We start from the raw sequence: 18,248 nt of genomic DNA, 5'->3' as shown, positions 1-18,248 counted from the left end.
ATGGTAGTCAGCCTCGGTAGATATCGGCGATCTCCGCCGCGTACGTCTTGTGCACGACCTGCCGCTTGACCTTGAGCGAGGGGGTCAGCTCGCCGGTCGCCTCGGTGAAGTCCTGCGGCAGGATCCGGAACACCTTGATCGCCTCGGCCTTGGAGACCGCCTGGTTGGCCTGGTCGACGGCGGCCTGCACCTCGGCCCGCAGCGTCTCGTCCTCGCGCAGCTCGGCGACGCTGGTGGCCTCCGGGCGACCGTGCGCGGCCAGCCACTTCGGCAGCGCCTCCTCGTCGATGGTGACCAGCGCCGCGATGAACGGCTGCCGGTCGCCCACCACCACGCACTGGCTGACCAGCGGGTGCGCCCGGACCTGGTCCTCCAGCACCGCCGGGGCGACGTTCTTGCCACCGGCGGTCACGATGATCTCCTTCTTGCGGCCGGTGATCGAGAGGTAGCCGTCCTCGTCGAGCTGGCCCAGGTCGCCGGTGCGGAACCAGCCGTCGGCGCTCACCGCCTCGGCGGTGGCCGCCTCGTTGTGCCAGTAGCCCTGGAAGACGATCTCCCCGGAGATCAGGACCTCGCCGTCGTCGTCGATCCGGATCGTGACGCCAGGCAGCGGCCGGCCGACCGTGCCGATCCGGGTGTGCCCGGGCAGGTTCGCGGCGGCGGCCGGCGCGGTCTCGGTGAGGCCGTAGCCCTCGCAGATGGTCACCCCGACGCCGCGGAAGAAGTGCCCGAGCCGGGCGCCGAGCGGGGCGCCGCCGGAGATGGCGTCCCGGCACCGGCCGCCCATCGCCGCGCGCAGCTTGCGGTAGACCAGCTTGTCGAAGAGCGTGTGCTGGGCGCGCAGGCCCAGGCCCGGCCCGTCGGGGGTCTCCAGCGCCTCGCTGTACGCGATGGCGACCTTCTCGGCCCGGTCGAAGATCCTGCCCTTGCCCTCGGCCTCGGCCTTCTGCCGCGCGGCGTTGTAGACCTTCTCGAAGACCCGGGGTACGGAGAGCACGAAGGTCGGCTTGAACTCCTGCAGCTCGCCGACCAGGTTCTTGGTGTCCGAGCAGTGCGCCATGGTGGCCCGCGCCTGCACGACGCCGACCTGGATGAGCCGGGCGAAGGCGTGCGCCAGCGGCAGGAAGAGCAGGGTGGAGGCGCCCGCGCGGAACAGGTTCGGCAGCACCGGCACGGCGTTGGCGATGTCGGCGTAGATGTTGCGGTGGGTCAGCACGCAGCCCTTGGGGCGGCCCGTGGTGCCACTGGTGTAGATGATGGTGGCGACGTCGTCGGCCTTCAGCGTGGAGCGGCGCACCTCGACCTCGGCGGGGTCGACCGACGCGCCGGCGGCGACCAGCTCGTCGACCGCGCCCAGCTCGATCTGCCAGACCTCGCGCAGCTCGGGCAGCCGGTCACGGACCCCGGCGACCAGGGTGGCGTGCCCGGTGCTCTCCACCACGACGGCGACCGCGCCGGAGTCGGAGAGGATCCAGGCGGCCTGTTCGGCGCTGGAGGTCTCGTAGATCGGCACGGTGACGGCGCCGGCCGCCCAGATCGCGTAGTCGAGCAGCGTCCACTCGTAGCGGGTGCGGCTCATCAGGCCGACCCGGTCACCGGGGGAGACGCCGGCCGCGACCAGGCCCCGGGCCACCGCGACGACCTCGTCGCGGAACTGGCGGCAGGTCACGTCGATCCAGGCGCCGCCCGTTCCCGCGGCGCGCCGGACGAACTGCACGGCGTCGGGGGCGACCTCGGCGTTGTCCCAGACCGGGTCGGTCAGGTTGGCCGCATCGCCGACGGTGACGATCGGCGGAACGGAGAACTCGCGCACCTGCACTCCCTCGTGCTCGCACTGGCCGGGCCGACCGTGGTCGGCTCAGTCGAAACCTACCCGCCCGCCCCGGGGGATGAGGTAGGGAGGTTGCCTGCCCGGTAGGTGGGACACCGGCGCCCCCGCGACGGGCGGGGGTGGAGCGGCGCACGCCGGCCCGTCGCCGGGTAGCCTCCCCCCATGGCGGACACCTCCACCCAGTCGATCGTCGTCGGCGCGTCACCGGACCGGGTGGCGGCCGTCATCTGCGACTTCCCCCGCTACCCGGAGTGGACCGAGGCGGTGCGGCAGGCCGAGGTGATCGAGGAGTACGAGGACGGCTACGCCAGCCAGGTCCGGTTCACCATCGACGCGGGCGTGATGGCCGACGAGTACGTGCTGGCCTACGAGTACGCCGAGGACATCTCCCGGATCGAGTGGCACCTGATGGCGCCCTCGAAGATGCAGAAGTCCCAGCGCGGGTCGTACGACCTGGTCGGTAACCCGGACGGAACGACCACGGTGACCTACACCCTCGAGGTGGAGCTCTCCGTGGGGATGCTCGGCATGTTTCGCCGCAAGGCCGAGAAAATGATCATGGACGCGGCGTTGAAGCAGCTCAAGCGCCGGGTAGAAGCACTCGGTGCGGCCCACTGACCCGACCGTCGTCCCGGTTGTCACGCTGGAGGAGCCGAACCATGGGCACCACTGATCCGGGTTCGGCCCGGGAAGAGGCGGAGCGCCTCGTCGCCATGCTGCTGGCCACGGCGAAGCTGGCCGCCGCCACGCCCGGGGCCGGCCCCTGGGGTCCGCTCGGTGGGATCCTGTCGGGTGTCCTCGGTCACAGCCCGGGGGGCGCGGGCGCGGGCGACGGCTCGTCCGCCAAGGCCGGGGCCGGCGGAGGCTTCGCCACCGGATCGCCGGAATGCTGCGTGTGCCCGGTCTGTCGGGGTATCGCGGCGTTGCGTGACCCGAGTCCCGAATTCGCCGAGCGGCTCGCCACCGGCGCCGGCGACCTGGCCGCCGGGGTGGCCAGCCTGCTGCGCGCCTTCGCCCCGGCCGAGCCGGGCGGCACGACGGCGGAGGGCGGGCCCGCCGGGACCGCGTCGGGGGACCACGTGTGGCGCGAGGCGACCCGTACCGGGCATGATTCTCAGCCGGCACCCGAGCAGGACGTGTGGTCGGCCGCCACCCGGGGGGAGGGCGCGGCCGATGAGGGTGTCGTCGTGCCGCCCGCCGAAGCCGCCGGGCCGGACGCGCCGGCGCCGAGCCGGCCGCCGGCCGGCCGTCCCGTGGTGCCCGCCTCGCGGGCGTCCGGCGAGGTGGGCGAGGACGTACCAGGCGACGGGGCCTGACCCACCGGACATCCCGGGATCGCACGGCCGGTTCGGTCGGGGGCCGGGCAGCACAGCAGAGGGGAGTGGCAGCGGTGACGCTGACCATCGGAGTCGACGTCGGTGGCACGAAGGTGGCCGGCGGTGTCGTGGACGACACCGGCAAGGTTCTCGTGCAGGCCCGACGGGACACCCCCGCCGACGACGTGGCCAAGACCCGCGACGTCATCATCGAGCTGGTCACCGAGCTGGCCACCGGCCGCACCGTCGGCGCGGTCGGCATCGGCGCGGCCGGCTGGATCGACGCCTCCCGCTCCACCGTGCTCTTCGCCCCCAACCTGGCCTGGCGGGACGAGCCGCTGCGCGACTACGTCAGCAACGCCACCGGCCTGCCGGTGATCGTGGAGAACGACGCGAACGTCGCGGCCTGGGCGGAGTTCCGCTACGGCGCGGCCCGGCACGCCGACGACTCGATGGTCATGTTCACCATCGGCACCGGCGTGGGCGGCGGCATCGTGCTCGGTGGCGAGCTGGTCCGCGGGGCCAACGGCATCGCGGCCGAGCTGGGCCACATGCTCACCGTGCCGGACGGCCACCAGTGCGGCTGCGGCCGGCTGGGCTGCATCGAGCAGTACGCCAGCGGCAGCGCCCTGGTCCGCTTCGCCCGCGCCGCCGCCCGGCAGGAGCCGCACCGCGCCACCGCCCTGCTGGAGCTGGCCGGCGGCGAGGCCGAGGGGATCACCGGGCCGATGGTGACCGCCGCCGCGAAGGGCGGCGACCCGGTCTCCGCCGAGGCGTTCGCCCAGGTGGGCCGCTGGCTCGGCACCAGCCTCGCGGACATGGCGCAGATCCTCGACCCGCAGGTGCTGGTGGTCGGCGGTGGCGTGATCGACGCGGGCGACCTGCTGCTCGGGCCGACCCGCCGGTCGTTCACCGACGCCCTGGCCCAGCGCAGCCGACTGCCCGTCGCCGAGGTACGCCCCGCCGAGCTGGGCAACAGCGCCGGTGTCATCGGCGCCGCCGACCTGGCCCGGCGGATCTGACGTGCCGGCAGCAGGCGTGCCGCTGCGGGTGGTGTCCTACAACATCCACAGCCAGCGGGACGACACCGCCGCGCTGGCCGAGGTGGTCCGGGCGGCCGAGCCGGACGTGGTGATCGTCCAGGAGGGGCCGCGGCGGTTCCGGTGGCGGCAGAAGTGCGCCACCCTCGCCGACTCGTTCGGCCTGGTGGTGGCGGCCGGCGGCCTGCCCTCGTTGGGCAACCTGCTGCTGACCAGCCTCCGGGTCCGGGTGACGGCGACCCGCTGCCAGCGCTACCCGCTCACCCCCGGCCGGCACCTGCGCGGGGCCGCGTACGCCGAATGCCTGGTGGGTGGGAGCCGGTTCCTGCTGGCCGGTTCCCACCTCTCCACCGACCCGGCCGAGCGGCCGGCGCAGGCGGCGGCGTTCAAGCGGGAGCTGGCCGCCGCGACCCTGCCGGTGGTCGCCGGCGCGGACCTCAACGAGGGGCCGGACGGGCCGGCGTGGCGGACGGTCGCCGAGGGCCTCACCGACGCGGCGGTCGCGATGGACCGCGCCGACCGGCACACCTACTCCTGCGCGAACCCGCGCCGGCGCATCGACGCCCTCTTCGTGGACCCGCGCGTCGAGGTCGTCGACTACGACGTGGTGGACACGCCGCGGACCCGGCAGGCCAGCGACCACTTCCCGGTCCTGGTCGACCTGCTGCTGCCCGCCGGCGACTGACCCTTCCCTCGTGCGCAGCGGGCGCCGCCCGCGTGGCGTGGCGCTGCCTCGCGCCGCGCCGGGCACCTCGCGGGCACCTCGCGGACGCGGGCGGCAAGGTGTGACCTAGCGTGACGTCGCCCGACGTCGGCCCTCACCCCTCGACCGCCTTTGCTCTGCAGCCACATGCGCATCAGCGACCCTGCGTGACCGCCGTGCTGTGGCAGCGGCCCGGAGGGCGAACGCAGGGCCGCAGCTCAGCGCGGTGCTGCGTGAATGGCTGCAGAGCAAAGCGGCGCAACCAGAGGGCCGAGGGTCGGAGGCGGACGACACGCTGCGTGATCGGAAGAGCCGGTTACCCAGCGCCACGACGGCCGGCCGCCACGACATCCCGCGGCCCCGGCGGCTGGACAACGGCGGGCATTGTCGGCAGGATTTCGCACCGACCCGGCACTCGTGCCGCACAAAAGGAGATTCCCGGTGTCCTCCTCCACCGACCTCGGCCGCCCCGACCCGGACCCGACGGTCGCCCCGACCCGGGACGGCCGCCCGGTCTCCGACCGCGGCGACACCGTCTGCGTCATCGGCGCCGGGGCCAGCGGCCTCACCGCCGTGAAGAACCTCCGCGAGGCCGGCTTCGGCGTGGACTGCTACGAGCGGGAGACCGGCGTCGGCGGGGCGTGGAACTGGCGGCACGACCGCAGCCCGGTGTACGCCAGCACGCACCTCATCTCGTCCCGGCCGTTCACCCAGTTCCCCGACTTCCCCATGCCGGACGACTGGCCGGACTACCCGCACCACGCCCAGCTGCTGTCCTACTTCGAGCGCTACGCCGACCACTTCGACCTGCGCCAGCACGTCTGGTTCGGCACCGAGGTGGTCCGGGTCGAGCCGGTCGAGGGGGACCGCTGGGACGTCACCACCCGCAGCACCGGCGGCTACGGCCCGGAGCGCACCTCCCGCTACGCGGCCGTGGTGCTGGCCAACGGCCACAACTGGTCGCCGAAGCTGCCCCGCTACGAGGGGCTGGAGCAGTTCCGCGGCGAGGTCATGCACGCCTCGTCCTACAAGGACCCGGCCCAGCTGCGCGGCAAGCGGGTGCTGGTGGTCGGCGCCGGCAACACCGGCTGCGACATCGCGGTCGAGGCGGCCCAGCAGGCGTCCCGCTGCTGGCACGCCACCCGCCGCGGCTACTGGTACGCCCCGAAGTACGTCTTCGGCCGCCCCGCCGACCAGGTCAACGACACCCTGCTCGCGCTGCGGGTGCCGCTGCGCGTGCGGCAGTGGCTCTACCACTGGACGCTGCGGCTGACCGTCGGCGACCTGACCCGGTTCGGCCTGCCCAAGCCCGACCACCGGGTCTACGAGACGCACCCGATCGCCAACAGCCAGCTCGTCTACTACGTCGGCCACGGGGAGATCACCCCGGTGCCGGACATCGCGCGGTTCAAGGACCGCACCGTCGAGCTGACCGACGGCCGGGAGATCGACCCCGAGCTGGTCGTCTTCGCCACCGGTTACCTGCCGCGCTTCGAGTTCCTCGAGGGCAAGGTGCTCGGCGACGCGGACGGCTCCGGCCGGCCCCGGCTCTGGCTCAACGCGTTCACCGCCGGCCACCCCACCCTGGCCGTGGTCGGCCTGGTGCAGCCGGACTCCGGCATCTTCCCCATCTCGCACTGGCAGAGCGTGCTGTTCGCCCGGCTGCTCACCCTGCGCACCACCCACCCGGACCGGGCCGCCGCGTTCGGCCGCCGGGTCGCCGCCGGCCTCGGCGAGCGGTACTCGGCGAAGGTCAAGGACAGCACCCGGCACTGGTTCGAGGTGGGGCACGCCGACTACCTGCGCGCGCTCCAGCGGGCGCTCCACGACCTGGAGGCCAAGTGACCAGCGAACGTGTCCGGGTGGTGCGGGGCTGGGAGTGGGCCCGTCCCGAGCGGCCGGCCCGCCGCGAGGTGCTCGCCGCGCTGCCCGAGCTGGACCAGGCGAAGCCGCCGCTGCTGTTCGTGCCCGGGTTCGGGCACGGGGCGTGGGCGTTCGCCGAGCACTGGCTGGGGCACGCCGCCGGCCGCGGCTTCCCGGCGTACGCGCTGAGCCTGCGCGGGCACGGCGGCAGCGATCCGGCGCCGGAGGCGACGCTGCGGTCGTACACCCATGACGTGGTCCAGGCGGCCGCGGGCCTGCCGCGGCAGGCGGTGCTCGTGGGGCACGGCGCCGGCGCCCGGGTGGTCGCGCACGCCCTGGCCCGCTACCCGGCCCGGGCAGCGGTGCTGGTGGCGCCCGTGCTCGGTGGCTGGGGAACCTTCGGCACGGCGCTGCGCCGCAACCCCGCCGGCACCCTGCCCGCGGTGTTCGGCGCCGGCCTGCGGCTGAACCGCCGGCAGCTGTTCAGCCGGGAACTGCCCGACGCCGAGGCCCGCCGGTACGTCTCCCGGCTGGGCCGGGCCGGCCGCCGGGCGCAGTGGCAGCTGCTCACCGGGCGGCAGCCGGAGCCGGCGGTGGGCCGCCCGCCCGTGCTGGTGCTCGGCAGCCCCGACGACCGGGTGGTGCCGGCGGCGGCGCTGACCGCGGCGGCCCGCCGCTACGCCTCGGCCCCGCTGCTCTTCCCCGGCATGGGCCACGACCTGATGCTCGACGCCCGCTGGCGGGAACCGGTCGACGCGATCCTCGACTGGCTGGAGAAGGACCCGACCCGCGCCCTCCGCTGAGCGCCGGGGTCAGCCGTTCGTGGTGCGCCGGCCCGGCGGGGACGTGGTCTCCTCCAGCGCGCTCAGGTAGGACCCCGCCCAGGCGTGGATGTCGTTGCGGCCCAGGTGCTCCCGCATCGCCCGCATCCGGGCCGCCACGTCCTCCGGCGCGGCCCGCAGCGCGGCCAGCAGCGCCGCCTTGAGCCCGTCGAGGTCGTGCGGGTTGACCAGGTACGCCTGGGCCAGCTCGGCGGCCGCCCCGGCGAACTCGCTGAGCAGCAGCGCGCCGGTGCCGTCGACCCGGGCGGCCACGTACTCCTTGGCCACCAGGTTCATCCCGTCCCGCAGCGGGGTCACCGCCATCACGTCGGCGACCCGGTAGAGGGCGACCAGTTCGGTGCGGTCGAAGGGCTGGCTGAGGTAGTGGATCGCCGGCTCGCCGACCCGGCCGAACTCGCCGTTGATCCGCCCGACCTGGTGCTCCACCCGGTCGCGGAGGATCTGGTACTGGGCCACCCGGTCCCGGCTGGGCACCACCACCTGGACCAGCACGGTGTCGTGGACCTTGACGTCCCCGCTGGCCAGCAGCTCCCGGTACGCCTTGAGCCGCTGCTCGATGCCCTTCGTGTAGTCCATCCGGTCGACGCTCAGGATGACGCGCTCCGGGTCGCCGAGGTCCTGGCGCAGCCGCCGGGCGCGGTCGGCGACATCGGGCCGGGCGGCGAGCGCGGCCATCTCGGCGGTGTCGATGGAGACCGGGAAGGCGCCGATCCGGACCACCCGGTCGCCGACGCCGATCCGCCGGTCGGTGGCGGGCAGGTCGAGCACCTTCGTGACGAGCTGGGCGAAGTTGTGTGCGGCCTGGGCCCGCTGGAAGCCGATCAGGTCCGCGCCGAGCATCCCCCGCAGCAGCTCGGCCCGGCGGGGGAGCTGCATGAACAGCTCCGGCGGCGGGAACGGCACGTGCAGGAAGAAGCCGATCCGCAGGTCGGGGCGCAGCTCGCGGAGCAGCCCCGGCACGAGCTGGAGGTGGTAGTCCTGCACCCAGACCAGCCCGCCGGGCTCGGCCACCTCGGCGGCGGCCTCGGCGAACCGCTGGTTGACCCGCTGGTACGCCTCCCACCAGCGCCGGTGGTATTCGGGCTGCTCGACGGCGTCGTGGTAGAGCGGCCAGAGGGTGGCGTTGGCGAAGCCCTCGTAGTGGTCGCGGAAGTCCTCGCCGCTGAGCGGGACGGCGTGCAGCCGGACCCCGTCCACGTCGGGCAGGTGCGGCGCCGGGCCGGTGCCGCCGGCCCAGCCCACCCAGGTCGCGGGGGTGTGCCGGAGCAGGGGGTGCAGGGCGCTCATCAGGCCGCCGGGGCTGCGGCGCCATTCGAAGGCGCCGTCCGGCGCCACACTGTCGTCGATGGGGAGGCGGTTGGCAACCACCACGAGGGGACTCGGTCGCATCTCGGGCATTCCGATCAGCAGAGGACCGACCACCGGAGGAGGGGCCCAACCCGGACAGCCGGTGCGGGACGTGACGTACAGCGGTATTCCTACTGACAGTAAGTTACACCCCTGTTACACGACCGGCCCGCGGCGCGCGGTGTCCCGCCATCCGGGCGGCCGGCGCGCCGCGGTCAGACCACCGCGCCGTCGTCCGGGTCGTGCTCGTCGGAGTCGCCGGGGCGCAGCCGCCAGATCAGCATCACGAAGCCGGCCAGGATGCCGGTGAAGCCGAACAGGGTCACCACCGACGGGTCGAGCGCCGACAGCAGGGTGGGGGAGAGGAAGAGCAGGAAGCCGAGCACGATGCAGAGCACGCCGACCACCGCGTACTTCGAGAAGCGCGGCAGCGGGGGCGGCGGTGGCGGGGTGTAGTGCTCCTCGTCCCCGTCGCCGGGCAGGTCGGCGCCGAACGTGTCCAGGCCGTCCAGGAGCGAGGGCTCGTCCTGCCGCCCCCGGCTCAGCGAGATGCCGGAGACGTCCGCGGCGTAGGGCAGCCGGCGTACGTCGGTGGCGGTCGGGCCGGCGGTCTCCTCGGCGCGGCCCGGAGCGCCGCCGCCCGGGGTGGCCGGGTCGACCGGGTCCACCGGGTCGTCGACGTCCTCGGCGGCCGGCCAGGGGTGGCTCCCGGCGCTCGGCGCGGTGTGGAAGCCGGCGACGATCTTCGCCCACTCCGCCTCGATGTCCGGCTCGTCGTCGCGGGCCGGCTCGCGGCCCCCCTCGTCGCTGAGCTGGGTGAGGTAGTCGCGGGCGGTGGTCAGGTGGGAGCGGTCGACGTAGAGCCGGTCGATCGGGCGGGACGGGACGGTGGTGGTGCGGGTCACCGGGTTGAGGTCGGCCGAGGGCTGGAGGTAGGCGGCGATGCCGCCGGCGGCGAGCACGTCGAGCAGGTGCTCCCCGACGCGCGGATCGACGTCGCCCGCGACCGCGTACTCGGCCGCGTCGAGCCCGTTGTCCCGCCGTCCCCGGCGGGGCCCGCCCCCTGACACCGGACACCCCCTTCGCCGCACCGTCGTGCCCTGAATCCTGACACGCCGGGACCCGGTTCCGGGAGTGCGTTGTGGCGTGCCGCTCCCTGTTCGTACCCTCTTCCCGACAGTCCCGCTCGCCGACGGCGCCCCGGGCGCGGTCCCGGCGGCCCCCGCCGCACCCCGGCGACCGGCCCGTCACCGCTCCCGCCTGGAAGGACCCCGGTGCTGTACTGGCTGCTGAAGTACATCATCCTCGGCCCGCTGCTGAGGTTGATCTTCCGCCCGCAGGTCGAGGGGCTGGAGAACGTCCCGGAGTCCGGCCCGGTGATCCTGGCCAGCAACCACCTCTCCTTCTCGGACTCGATCTTCACCCCGTTGATCGTCAAGCGAAAAGTAACATTCATCGCCAAAGCCGAATATTTCACCGGTAAGGGCCTCAAGGGCTGGCTGACCAAGATGTTCTTCGTCGGCTCCGGCACCATCCCGGTCGACCGCTCCGGCGGCCGGGCCGCCCGCGCCGCGTTGGACACCCAGCTCAGGGTGCTGCGGTCCGGCGGCATCGCGGGCATCTACCCGGAGGGCACCCGCTCGCCCGACGGCCGGCTCTACCGGGGCAAGACCGGGGTGGCCCGGCTCGCCCTGGAGAGCGGCGCCCCGGTGGTGCCGATGGCCATGCTCAACTCCGACGCGATCCAGCCCACCGGGCAGATCGTCCCCAACCTCGGCCGGGTGCGGATCCGCTTCGGCGCCCCGCTCGACTTCTCCCGCTACGCCGGGATGTCCGGCGACCGGTTCGTCGAGCGCGCCGTCACCGACGAGATCATGTACGAGCTCATGGAACTGTCCGGCCGCGAGTACGTCGACATGTACGCGCAGAAGGCGAAGGCCCAGCCCCGGGAGCCCGTGCCCGCCTGACGTCAGCCGGCCCCGGCGATCCGGAGCAGGCCGGCGGCGGCATGCCGCTCGGCGAAGGCGCGCACCTCGGCGAGCGTCTTCGCCGCGGCCGCCGGATCCGCCTCGTTCAGCGGCCCCACCGCGAGGGCGGACGCGATGACGTGGTCGGTGACGTCGGTCATCTCGGCGTAGCTCGCCGCCGCCGCGCTGAACAGGTCGGCCGCCCGCCGGGCGTCGCCGTCGCGCCGGGCCAGCGCCGCGTCCGCGGACCGGGCGGCCGCCCGCGCCCAGCGCGTCGTCCGCGGGGCGCGGGCCAGCAGGTCGCGGACCAGGAGCGCCGCCTCACCGCCGAGCACCCCCGCCACGTGCCCGACCGCCGGCACCCACTCCGCGAACGGGATCATCCGGGTGCGCCGCCAGTCGGCGTCGAGTTCGGCGAGCAGCGCCAGCGCCTCGTCCCGGCGGCCCTGCACGGCGCGGCACAACGCGGCGTGCGCCACGGTGGACCGCAGCACCCGGTGGAAGCCGCTGCGCCGGGCCGCGACCAGCGCCTGGTCCACCAGGTCGGCGCCGTCCTCCGTGCCGCCGTCGGGCGGCGCGTCACCGAGCGCGCGGATCCAGCCGGACACCGCCACGATGTGCAGGTCCCACTCGTCGGTCGGGCGCCGGGTCGACCCCTCGGCCATCCGCAACGCCGCCGTCCAGTCCCCGCTGTAGTACGACCGGGTCCACTGGTCGGCGAAGCTGACCGTCAGGCCGTGCTCGCCGCCCAGGTCCAGGGAGCGCTGCTCGTCGACCAGGCGGGCCGAACCGGTCAGGTCGCCCTCCTCCTGCAACGCCCAGGCCAGGTTGTGCACCGCGCGCCGGCGGCTGGTCAGCCGCTCCACCCGGCACTCCTCGGTCACCTCGGCCAGCTCGGCGTACGCCTCCTCGACACCGGCCTGGTAACGCGCCACGGCCAGGGTGATCCGGGCGTTCGCCCGCGCCTCCCGCAGCTCCAGCCGCTCGGCCAGCTCGGCGGCGGCCCGGGCGGCGGCGCAGGCGGGCTCGGCCTCCGCATCGAGCATGTGCGTCCGGGCCAGCTCCAGCAGCGCGCCGACCTTGTCCTCGCTGTCCGGCAGCCCGGCGTGCAGCCGGATCGCCCGGTCCAGGCAGCGCAGCGTCTCCGACCGGTCGGCCCGGGCCCAGGCGGCGGTGGCCAGCAGCCGCCACGCCTTCGCCGCGCCCGGCAGGTCGCCCGCCCCCGCCAGCCGGTCGGCCAGCGAAGTGAGCGTCTCCGTGCCGCCGCCCACCAGGAACCCGTCGCGGTCCCGGTAGAACGCCAGCTCCGCCTGGAACAGGTCCAGGGAGGGGTCCGGTCCGCAGTCCACCGCCAGCGCGCGGCCGACCAGCGTGGCCGCGGTGTCCAGCGCGTGCAGCGCGTACGCCCGGCGCGCGGCCCGGTGCAGCGCGGTCCGGGTGGCCTGGGCGTGCGGGGACGGGTCGAGGCCGACCGTGCGGGCGATCTCGTGCGCCGCCCACCGGTGGTTGGCCAGCACCTCGGCCAGGTCGTGCTGCCGGCCGTCGGCGAGCTGTTCCAGCCAGTCGGCGGTGCGCTGGTGCCGGGCGACGCGTTCCGCCCGGGGCAGCCGCTGGTAGCAGACGTCCCGGACCAGGATGTGCCGGAACCGGTACTCGGGCTGGCCCGGCATGGTCGAGGCGGGCAGCTCGTAGACGAGGTCGCGGCGCTGGAGGCGGTGCAGCGCCCGCTCCACCCACTCGGCCGGCCGGCCCAGGGCCAGGGCCACCGGCGCCGCCCAGAACTGCACGCCCACCACCGAGGCCGCCTGGAGCACCGCCCGGTCGGCCGGGTCGAGCAGGTCCAGCCGGTTGGCGATGACCGCCTGGACGGTACGCGGCATCCCCGTCCCATTGACCGGATCCAGCGGCGGGAGCGTCGTCTTCCGCTCGACGAGCCCGCCGTCGAGCAGCATCCGCGCGTACTCCTGGGCGTACAGCGGATTGCCGTCGGCGAACTCGATCAGTGGCCCGCGGGCCTCCGGCGGCAGGGTGGCGCGGCCCAGCAGCAGCGAGTACAGGGTGTCGATGTCCCCGTCGTGCATGGGCGGCACCGAGATGGACATGGCGCCGCTGATGGTGCCCGTCCACGCCGGGTGCCGCTCGCGGAGCTCCGGGCGGGCCGTCGCGATCACCAGCAGCGGCACGTTGCGGGCGGCCGCGCCGAGCTGCTCCACGAAGGAGAGCATGGTCTCGTCCGCCCAGTGCATGTCCTCGAAGACGAGCACCGTGGGGCCGGTCGCGGCCAGGGTGAGCAGGAACCGCCGCCAGGCCGCCTCGGTCTCGGCGGAGGTGAGCCGCTCGCCGGGCACGCCGACCAGGGGGCCCAGCGCCTCGGCCAGCCGCACCGCGTGCGGGTCGGCCAGCCGGCCCAGCCGGTCCCGCAGCCGCTCCCGCATGGCGGCCGGGTCGTCGGAGTCGGGTAGCCCGAACCAGCTCCGCACGATGTCGGCCAGGGCGGCGTAGGTGACGTTCTCCCCGAACGGCGGGCACTGGCCGATCAGCCAGGTCACCCGGGCTCCGGGCAGGTTCGCGGCGTGCAGCGCCAGCTCGCGCAGCAGCCGGCTCTTGCCCACCCCCGCCGGGCCGAAGACGGTCAGCAACTGCGAGGTGCGCTCGGTGACGGTGCGGTGCAGGGCGCTGACCAGCAGGCCCCGCTCGTGGTCCCGGTCGACCATCGGGGCCAGCTCGGCGGTGTGCCCGTCGCGGCGGGGGCGGGCGCGGACGGCCAGCCAGATCCGGCTCACCGCCGACCGCCCCCGCAGCGTGACCGGCGGCTGGTCGGCGTACTCCATCTCGTGCCGGGTGGCCGCCCAGGTGCTCTCGTCGACCACCACGCCGCCGGCGGGGGCCAGCCCCTGCAACCGGGACGCGGTGTTGACCACGTCGCCCGTGACGAACGCCTGGCCGCCGTCGCGGGCGGCGGCGAGGTCGACCAGGGCCTCACCGGTGGCGATGCCGACCCGGAAGCCGAGCGGCGGGTGCGGGCCGGCCGGCTGCCGGGCCAGGCTCCGTTGCAGCTCCAGCCCCGCCCGCACGCAGCGCAGCGCGTCGTTGTCCGTCGCCACGGGTGCCCCGAACAGCGCCATCACCGCGTCGCCGATGTACTTCTCCACCACGCCGCCGTACTGGTGCACCAGCCGGCGCACCGTGGCGAAGTACGCCTGCTGGAGGCCGCGGGCCTGCTCCGGGTCGGCCCGCTCGGCGTACGTGGTGAAGTCCACGATGTCGATGAAGAGCACGCTGACCTGCCGGCGGTCCTCCTGCACCGCGACGGCGTGGTCGCGCAACGGTTGCCCGCAGTTGGTGCAGAAGTTCGCCTCGGCGTTGTTGGCGTGACCGCAGCCCGGACAGGTCGCCGCGAGGGGCCGGCCGCAACCGCCGCAGAAGCGGTCGTCCGGGCCGGCGGTCCGGGAGCAGTGTCCACAGGTGAGGTCGATGTCCAGCTCCGTACGCGTGAGATCCCCCATCGTCCCGCGCGGCCGGGCAGTCGGGTACCCGACGGGTCGGCGGGACGTCAAGGCCGATCGGCCGGGTCTAGTCTTCCGTACCAGGAAGTCCCGTCGACAGGGAGAGTGCCGTGCACGTCCGACTGGCCGTCCCCTGGACCGATCCACGAGGGACGGTGTGGGCCTCGGGCGACACGGTCGACGTCGACGCCGTCACTCTCGCCGAACTGGAGGAAAAAGGCATGGTAGAGCAGCCCGTGGGCGCCGAGTCGACCAAGACCACGACGACCACCACGACCAAGGAGACCGACCCGCAGAAGATCGGTCCCGGCCCGAGCTCGCCGCCGGCCGACACCACGGAGAAGTGACCGCACGGTGGGGCCGGCGGTAGTCCCGCCGGCCCCATCGACCCTCCACCGTGCGGCTCAGGCGACCGCCGCGACGGCGGACCGCCGCCGCGCGCCGCCCCCCGAACGCCAACGCCAACGCCGACACGACGACCGGCTGGGCCGGTCCGGGCTACTGGGCGGTCCGACCCGCTGAACCGCATCACGGTCACGCCGGCTGCCGAGGCAGCCGGCGCAGCCGTGCGTGGGGACGGGGACGCCGCCCGCGCGGACTTCCGCGCGGCCCGGCGGTCGGGTCGGGTCAGCCGGTCAGCGGTCGTTCATGCCGGCGCGGCGGCGGAGCGCGGCCACGTCGGTGACCACGATGCGGCGCCCCTCGGTGCGCAGCCAGCCACGGCTGGCGAAGGAGCCGATGGCCTGGTTGACGCTCTGCCGCGAGCCGCCGGCCATCTCGGCGAGCTGGCTCTGGTTGAGCTCGATGGTGATCATCGGCGCCTGGCTCTCGCCGGCCAGCCGGACCAGCGTCTTGGCCACCCGGCCGGGCAGGTCGAGGAAGACGTGGTCGGCGTTCTGCTCGGTGAGCCGGCGGATCAGCTGGCCGAGGGAGCGCATCACCGCGTCGAGGATGCGCGGGTTGGAGTGCACCAGCTCCATGAAGGCCGGCCGGGACAGCGCCAGCGCGGCGCAGTCCTCGATCGCCTCGGCCGACGCCGACCGGGTCGAGGCGTCCAGCAGGGAGACCTCGCCGAGCACGTCCGGCGGTCGGATGACCGACAGCACGGCGCGCTCGCCGGTGGGGGCCGTGCGGAACACCGCCACCGCGCCGCGGCGCAGCACGATCAGCGACTCGCCGGGGTCGTTCTCGACGAAGAGCAACTGACCCTTGCGGTACGTGCGCGGCACGGCCGCGGCGATGACCCGCTGCCGCACCTCCGGCTCCAGCCCGGCGAACATCTCGACGCCCGTGAGCGCGTCACCCGGCTCCGGCAGGCGCATCTCCACGGCCCAACCCCTCCCCGGTCAAGGACCACAGCTCGCACACCGGGTGAACCTGTCAACCCCGGCACGAGGCATCTCAACCGGTTCGGCGTCCGGTAGCGGTACACATCAGATCATGACGGCCCGGTCGCGTGCTGTACACCCCTGGAGACACTTCCGTGACCGTCGCGAGCTGGGGCGGGCGGGCCGACGACCTCGGCGGACGCCCCGCCGACCGGTGGTCGGCGGCGGTGGGCGAGGATGGTGGGGATGGCCTACCGCTACTTCTACGACTGTGAGTTCATCGAGGACGGCCGGATCGTCGACCTGGTGTCGATCGGCGTCGTCGATGAGTACGGCCGCGAGTTCTACGCGGTCTCCACCGAGTTCGACGACTCCCGGGCGGTGCCCTGGGTGCGCCGCAACGTGCTGGACAAGCTCCCCTCGCCGGCCGACCGGGCCTGGCGCTCGCGGGAGCGGATCCGCGACGACCTCTACGAGTTCCTCATGGAGCCGGTCCGGGACCGGCCCGGCGAGCAGCTGGAGCTCTGGGCCTGGTACGCGGCGTACGACCACGTGGTGCTGGCCCAGCTCTGGGGGGCCATGCCGGCGCTGCCCCGGGAGATCCCGCGGTTCACCAAGGAACTGCGGCAGCTCTGGGACGACCGCGGCCGGCCGCGGCTGCCGGAGGCCGAGGCGGGCCGGCACGACGCGCTGGTCGACGCGCGGCACAACCTGGCCCGCTGGCGGGCCATGACCACTCGGTGAGCTGTCGACAGGTTTGACCGGTTCTGTCCCGGGCAGGGTTCGACATCGAGTCGATCCGAGGGAGGGCCGCATGAACAAGCAGCCGACCGACGTCGAGGATGGCCGCCGCCGGGTCACCGAGCTGATCCGCGACGCGCGCATCTGCCTGCTGACCACCACCGCCGTCGACGGCCGGCTGGTCAGCCGCCCGATGGGGCTCCAGGAGGCGGAGTTCGACGGCGACCTCTGGTTCTTCGCGTACGCGGACTCCGCCAAGGTCCGCCAGATCCGGGTGAACCCGCAGGTCAACGTCGGTTTCGCCGACCAACGGCACCACGCCTGGGTGTCGGTGGCCGGCACCGCCGGCGAGGAGTGGGACCGGGCCCGGGCCGAGCGGCTCTGGCACCCGCTGCTGAAGACCTGGTTCCCGGACGGCCTGGACACCCCGGGCCTCACGCTGATCAAGGTGCATGCCAGCTCGGCCGAGTACTGGGACGCGCCGGGCGGCACGGTGGTGAACCTGCTCGGCTTCGCCCGGGCGGCGGTCACCGGGCAGCCGCCGAAGGCGGGAGAGAACCACGAGGTCAGCTACTGAGCGGTAGCCGTTCCGGGGCCCGGGACGGGCCGGGGCGCGGTGTCGGCGGGCCCGCACGCCGACTACAGTGCGCACTGACGGCCCGCCCCGGGCCGGCAACGGCGCCGATGGTCTGGTCTGACACATATCCTGGGGCTTATCCGGGCTTCACCTGATGCTCCAGGAGGATGAGCAGATCATGCGTATCGGCGTGCTCACCGGCGGCGGCGACTGCCCTGGTCTCAATGCGGTGATTCGGGCGGTGGTCCGCAAGGGCGTCGCCACCTACGGTCACGAGTTCGTGGGCTTCCGGGACGGCTGGAAGGGCCCGCTGGAGGGTCTGTCCAAGCCGCTGGGCATCGCGGAGGTCCGCGGCATCCTGCCCCGTGGCGGCACCATCCTCGGCTCGTCCCGCACCAACCCGTTCAAGATCGACGGCGGCGTGGAGCGAATCAAGGACAACCTCGCGGCGCAGGGCGTGGACGCGCTGATCGCGATCGGCGGCGAGGACACCCTCGGCGTCGCCACCAAGCTGCACGAGCTGGGCGTCCACGTCATCGGCGTGCCGAAGACCATCGACAACGACCTCGGCGCCACCGACTACACCTTCGGCTTCGACACCGCCGTGAACATCGCCATGGAGGCGATCGACCGGCTGCACACCACCGCGGAGAGCCACCACCGCACCCTGGTCGTCGAGGTGATGGGCCGGCACGCCGGCTGGATCGCCCTGCACGCCGGCCTGGCCGGCGGCGCCAACGTGATCCTGCTGCCCGAGCGGCAGTTCGACGTCGAGCAGGTCGCCGGCTACGTCGAGAAGCGCTTCCAGCACCAGTACGCCCCGATCGTCGTGGTCGCCGAGGGCGCCCAGCCGCTCGACGGCCAGATGGTGCTGCACAACCAGGAGCTCGACGCGTTCGGCCACGTCCGCCTCGGCGGCATCGGCCAGTGGCTCGCCGAGCAGCTGGAGGCGAAGACCGGCAAGGAGGCCCGCACCGTGGTGCTCGGCCACATCCAGCGCGGCGGCACCCCGACCGCGTTCGACCGGGTGCTCGCCACCCGGCTCGGCCTGCACGCGATCGACGCGGCGAACGAGGGCGACTGGGGCAAGATGGTCGCCATGCAGAGCACGGACATCGTCCGCGTCCCCCTCGCCGAGGCCACCCGGGAGCTGAAGACCGTGCCGCTGGAGCGGTACGCCGAGGCCG

At 74.1% G+C, this 18,248-nt stretch carries 16 protein-coding genes; 11 read left to right on the top strand and 5 right to left on the bottom strand.

The genetic code is table 11. From position 1 onward, the window contains the following. Positions 1 to 7 precede the first annotated feature (7 nt). Entirely contained in the window at positions 8 to 1,813 is a 1,806-nt protein-coding gene (locus FXF50_RS15320) for a long-chain fatty acid--CoA ligase (RefSeq protein WP_148428367.1), read from the bottom strand. A 180-nt stretch (positions 1,814 to 1,993) separates the two neighbouring features. On the opposite strand from FXF50_RS15320, the gene FXF50_RS15315 reads away from it, so the two are divergent. The 6 genes from FXF50_RS15315 (at position 1,994) to FXF50_RS15290 (ending at position 7,556) form a co-directional block, all read left to right on the top strand. Beyond that, positions 1,994 to 2,449: an SRPBCC family protein gene (locus tag FXF50_RS15315; protein WP_148428365.1), complete on the top strand. Its 456-nt coding sequence runs from the start codon at positions 1,994 to 1,996 to the stop codon at positions 2,447 to 2,449. Positions 2,450 to 2,490: 41 nt separating this feature from the next. Then, positions 2,491 to 3,147 carry a hypothetical protein gene (locus FXF50_RS15310; protein ID WP_148428363.1) on the top strand — a complete coding sequence of 219 codons (657 nt, stop codon included), beginning with the start codon at positions 2,491 to 2,493 and terminating at the stop codon, positions 3,145 to 3,147. 65 nt (positions 3,148 to 3,212) lie between these two features. Further along, positions 3,213 to 4,169: an ROK family glucokinase gene (locus FXF50_RS15305; protein WP_187399685.1), complete on the top strand. Its 957-nt coding sequence runs from the start codon at positions 3,213 to 3,215 to the stop codon at positions 4,167 to 4,169. Position 4,170: 1 nt separating this feature from the next. Then, positions 4,171 to 4,872 carry an endonuclease/exonuclease/phosphatase family protein gene (locus FXF50_RS15300; RefSeq protein ID WP_148428361.1) on the top strand — a complete coding sequence of 234 codons (702 nt, stop codon included), beginning with the start codon at positions 4,171 to 4,173 and terminating at the stop codon, positions 4,870 to 4,872. A 459-nt stretch (positions 4,873 to 5,331) separates the two neighbouring features. After that, the gene (locus FXF50_RS15295) at positions 5,332 to 6,735 is read left to right on the top strand and encodes an NAD(P)/FAD-dependent oxidoreductase (protein ID WP_148428360.1); all 1,404 of its coding nucleotides are present in this window, start codon (positions 5,332 to 5,334) and stop codon (positions 6,733 to 6,735) included. Further along, a complete protein-coding gene (locus FXF50_RS15290; protein WP_148428359.1) occupies positions 6,732 to 7,556 on the top strand; it encodes an alpha/beta hydrolase in 825 nt (274 codons plus the stop codon). Before FXF50_RS15295 ends, FXF50_RS15290 begins: the two co-directional genes overlap by 4 nt. A 9-nt stretch (positions 7,557 to 7,565) precedes the next feature. On the opposite strand, the gene FXF50_RS15285 is transcribed toward FXF50_RS15290, so the two are convergent. Next, complete coding sequence (locus FXF50_RS15285; protein WP_148428358.1) at positions 7,566 to 8,984, bottom strand: trehalose-6-phosphate synthase; 1,419 nt, start codon at positions 8,982 to 8,984, stop codon at positions 7,566 to 7,568. 173 nt (positions 8,985 to 9,157) lie between these two features. After that, on the bottom strand, positions 9,158 to 10,012 hold the full coding sequence (locus tag FXF50_RS15280; RefSeq protein ID WP_148428356.1) for a DUF308 domain-containing protein: 855 nt from the start codon (positions 10,010 to 10,012) through the stop codon (positions 9,158 to 9,160). 204 nt (positions 10,013 to 10,216) lie between these two features. Between FXF50_RS15280 and FXF50_RS15275 the strand changes: the two genes are divergently transcribed. Further along, complete coding sequence (locus FXF50_RS15275) at positions 10,217 to 10,909, top strand: 1-acyl-sn-glycerol-3-phosphate acyltransferase (protein ID WP_091320159.1); 693 nt, start codon at positions 10,217 to 10,219, stop codon at positions 10,907 to 10,909. 2 nt (positions 10,910 to 10,911) lie between these two features. On the opposite strand, the gene FXF50_RS15270 is transcribed toward FXF50_RS15275, so the two are convergent. Then, complete coding sequence (locus FXF50_RS15270; RefSeq protein ID WP_255510042.1) at positions 10,912 to 14,415, bottom strand: adenylate/guanylate cyclase domain-containing protein; 3,504 nt, start codon at positions 14,413 to 14,415, stop codon at positions 10,912 to 10,914. Positions 14,416 to 14,525: 110 nt separating this feature from the next. On the opposite strand from FXF50_RS15270, the gene FXF50_RS15265 reads away from it, so the two are divergent. Then, positions 14,526 to 14,762 (top strand): hypothetical protein, encoded by a 237-nt coding sequence (locus FXF50_RS15265; protein ID WP_148428354.1) that lies wholly within the window; start codon positions 14,526 to 14,528, stop codon positions 14,760 to 14,762. Between the two features lie 288 nt (positions 14,763 to 15,050). Here the strand turns inward: FXF50_RS15265 and FXF50_RS15260 are convergent, their stop codons facing one another. After that, positions 15,051 to 15,743 (bottom strand): Crp/Fnr family transcriptional regulator, encoded by a 693-nt coding sequence (locus FXF50_RS15260; protein ID WP_091268212.1) that lies wholly within the window; start codon positions 15,741 to 15,743, stop codon positions 15,051 to 15,053. Positions 15,744 to 15,989: 246 nt separating this feature from the next. On the opposite strand from FXF50_RS15260, the gene FXF50_RS15255 reads away from it, so the two are divergent. From FXF50_RS15255 to FXF50_RS15245, 3 genes are all read left to right on the top strand, one after another. Continuing rightward, positions 15,990 to 16,487 carry a polyadenylate-specific 3'-exoribonuclease AS gene (locus FXF50_RS15255; protein ID WP_091320172.1) on the top strand — a complete coding sequence of 166 codons (498 nt, stop codon included), beginning with the start codon at positions 15,990 to 15,992 and terminating at the stop codon, positions 16,485 to 16,487. 70 nt (positions 16,488 to 16,557) lie between these two features. Continuing rightward, positions 16,558 to 17,061 (top strand): pyridoxamine 5'-phosphate oxidase family protein, encoded by a 504-nt coding sequence (locus FXF50_RS15250; protein ID WP_148428352.1) that lies wholly within the window; start codon positions 16,558 to 16,560, stop codon positions 17,059 to 17,061. 178 nt (positions 17,062 to 17,239) lie between these two features. Beyond that, positions 17,240 to 18,248, top strand: a 1,009-nt coding sequence (locus tag FXF50_RS15245) for a 6-phosphofructokinase (protein ID WP_148428840.1), incomplete at its 3' end; no start/stop codon positions are given.

The organism is Micromonospora sp. AP08 (assembly GCF_008085935.1).
Lineage (GTDB): Bacteria > Actinomycetota > Actinomycetes > Mycobacteriales > Micromonosporaceae > Micromonospora > Micromonospora chersina.
Note: the sequence above shows the minus strand (reverse complement) of the source record. Positions and strands in the feature narration are given on the sequence as shown.

What these genes read in the sequence shown, in the direction of transcription:
- FXF50_RS15255 (WP_091320172.1), top strand. Translation starts at nt 15,990, where the DNA reads ATGGCCTACCGCTACTTCTACGACTGTGAGTTCATCGAGGACGGCCGG.
- FXF50_RS15315 (WP_148428365.1), top strand. Translation starts at nt 1,994, where the DNA reads ATGGCGGACACCTCCACCCAGTCGATCGTCGTCGGCGCGTCACCGGAC.
- FXF50_RS15270 (WP_255510042.1), bottom strand. Translation starts at nt 14,415, where the DNA reads ATGGGGGATCTCACGCGTACGGAGCTGGACATCGACCTCACCTGTGGA.
- FXF50_RS15310 (WP_148428363.1), top strand. Translation starts at nt 2,491, where the DNA reads ATGGGCACCACTGATCCGGGTTCGGCCCGGGAAGAGGCGGAGCGCCTC.
- FXF50_RS15250 (WP_148428352.1), top strand. Translation starts at nt 16,558, where the DNA reads ATGAACAAGCAGCCGACCGACGTCGAGGATGGCCGCCGCCGGGTCACC.
- FXF50_RS15285 (WP_148428358.1), bottom strand. Translation starts at nt 8,984, where the DNA reads ATGCGACCGAGTCCCCTCGTGGTGGTTGCCAACCGCCTCCCCATCGAC.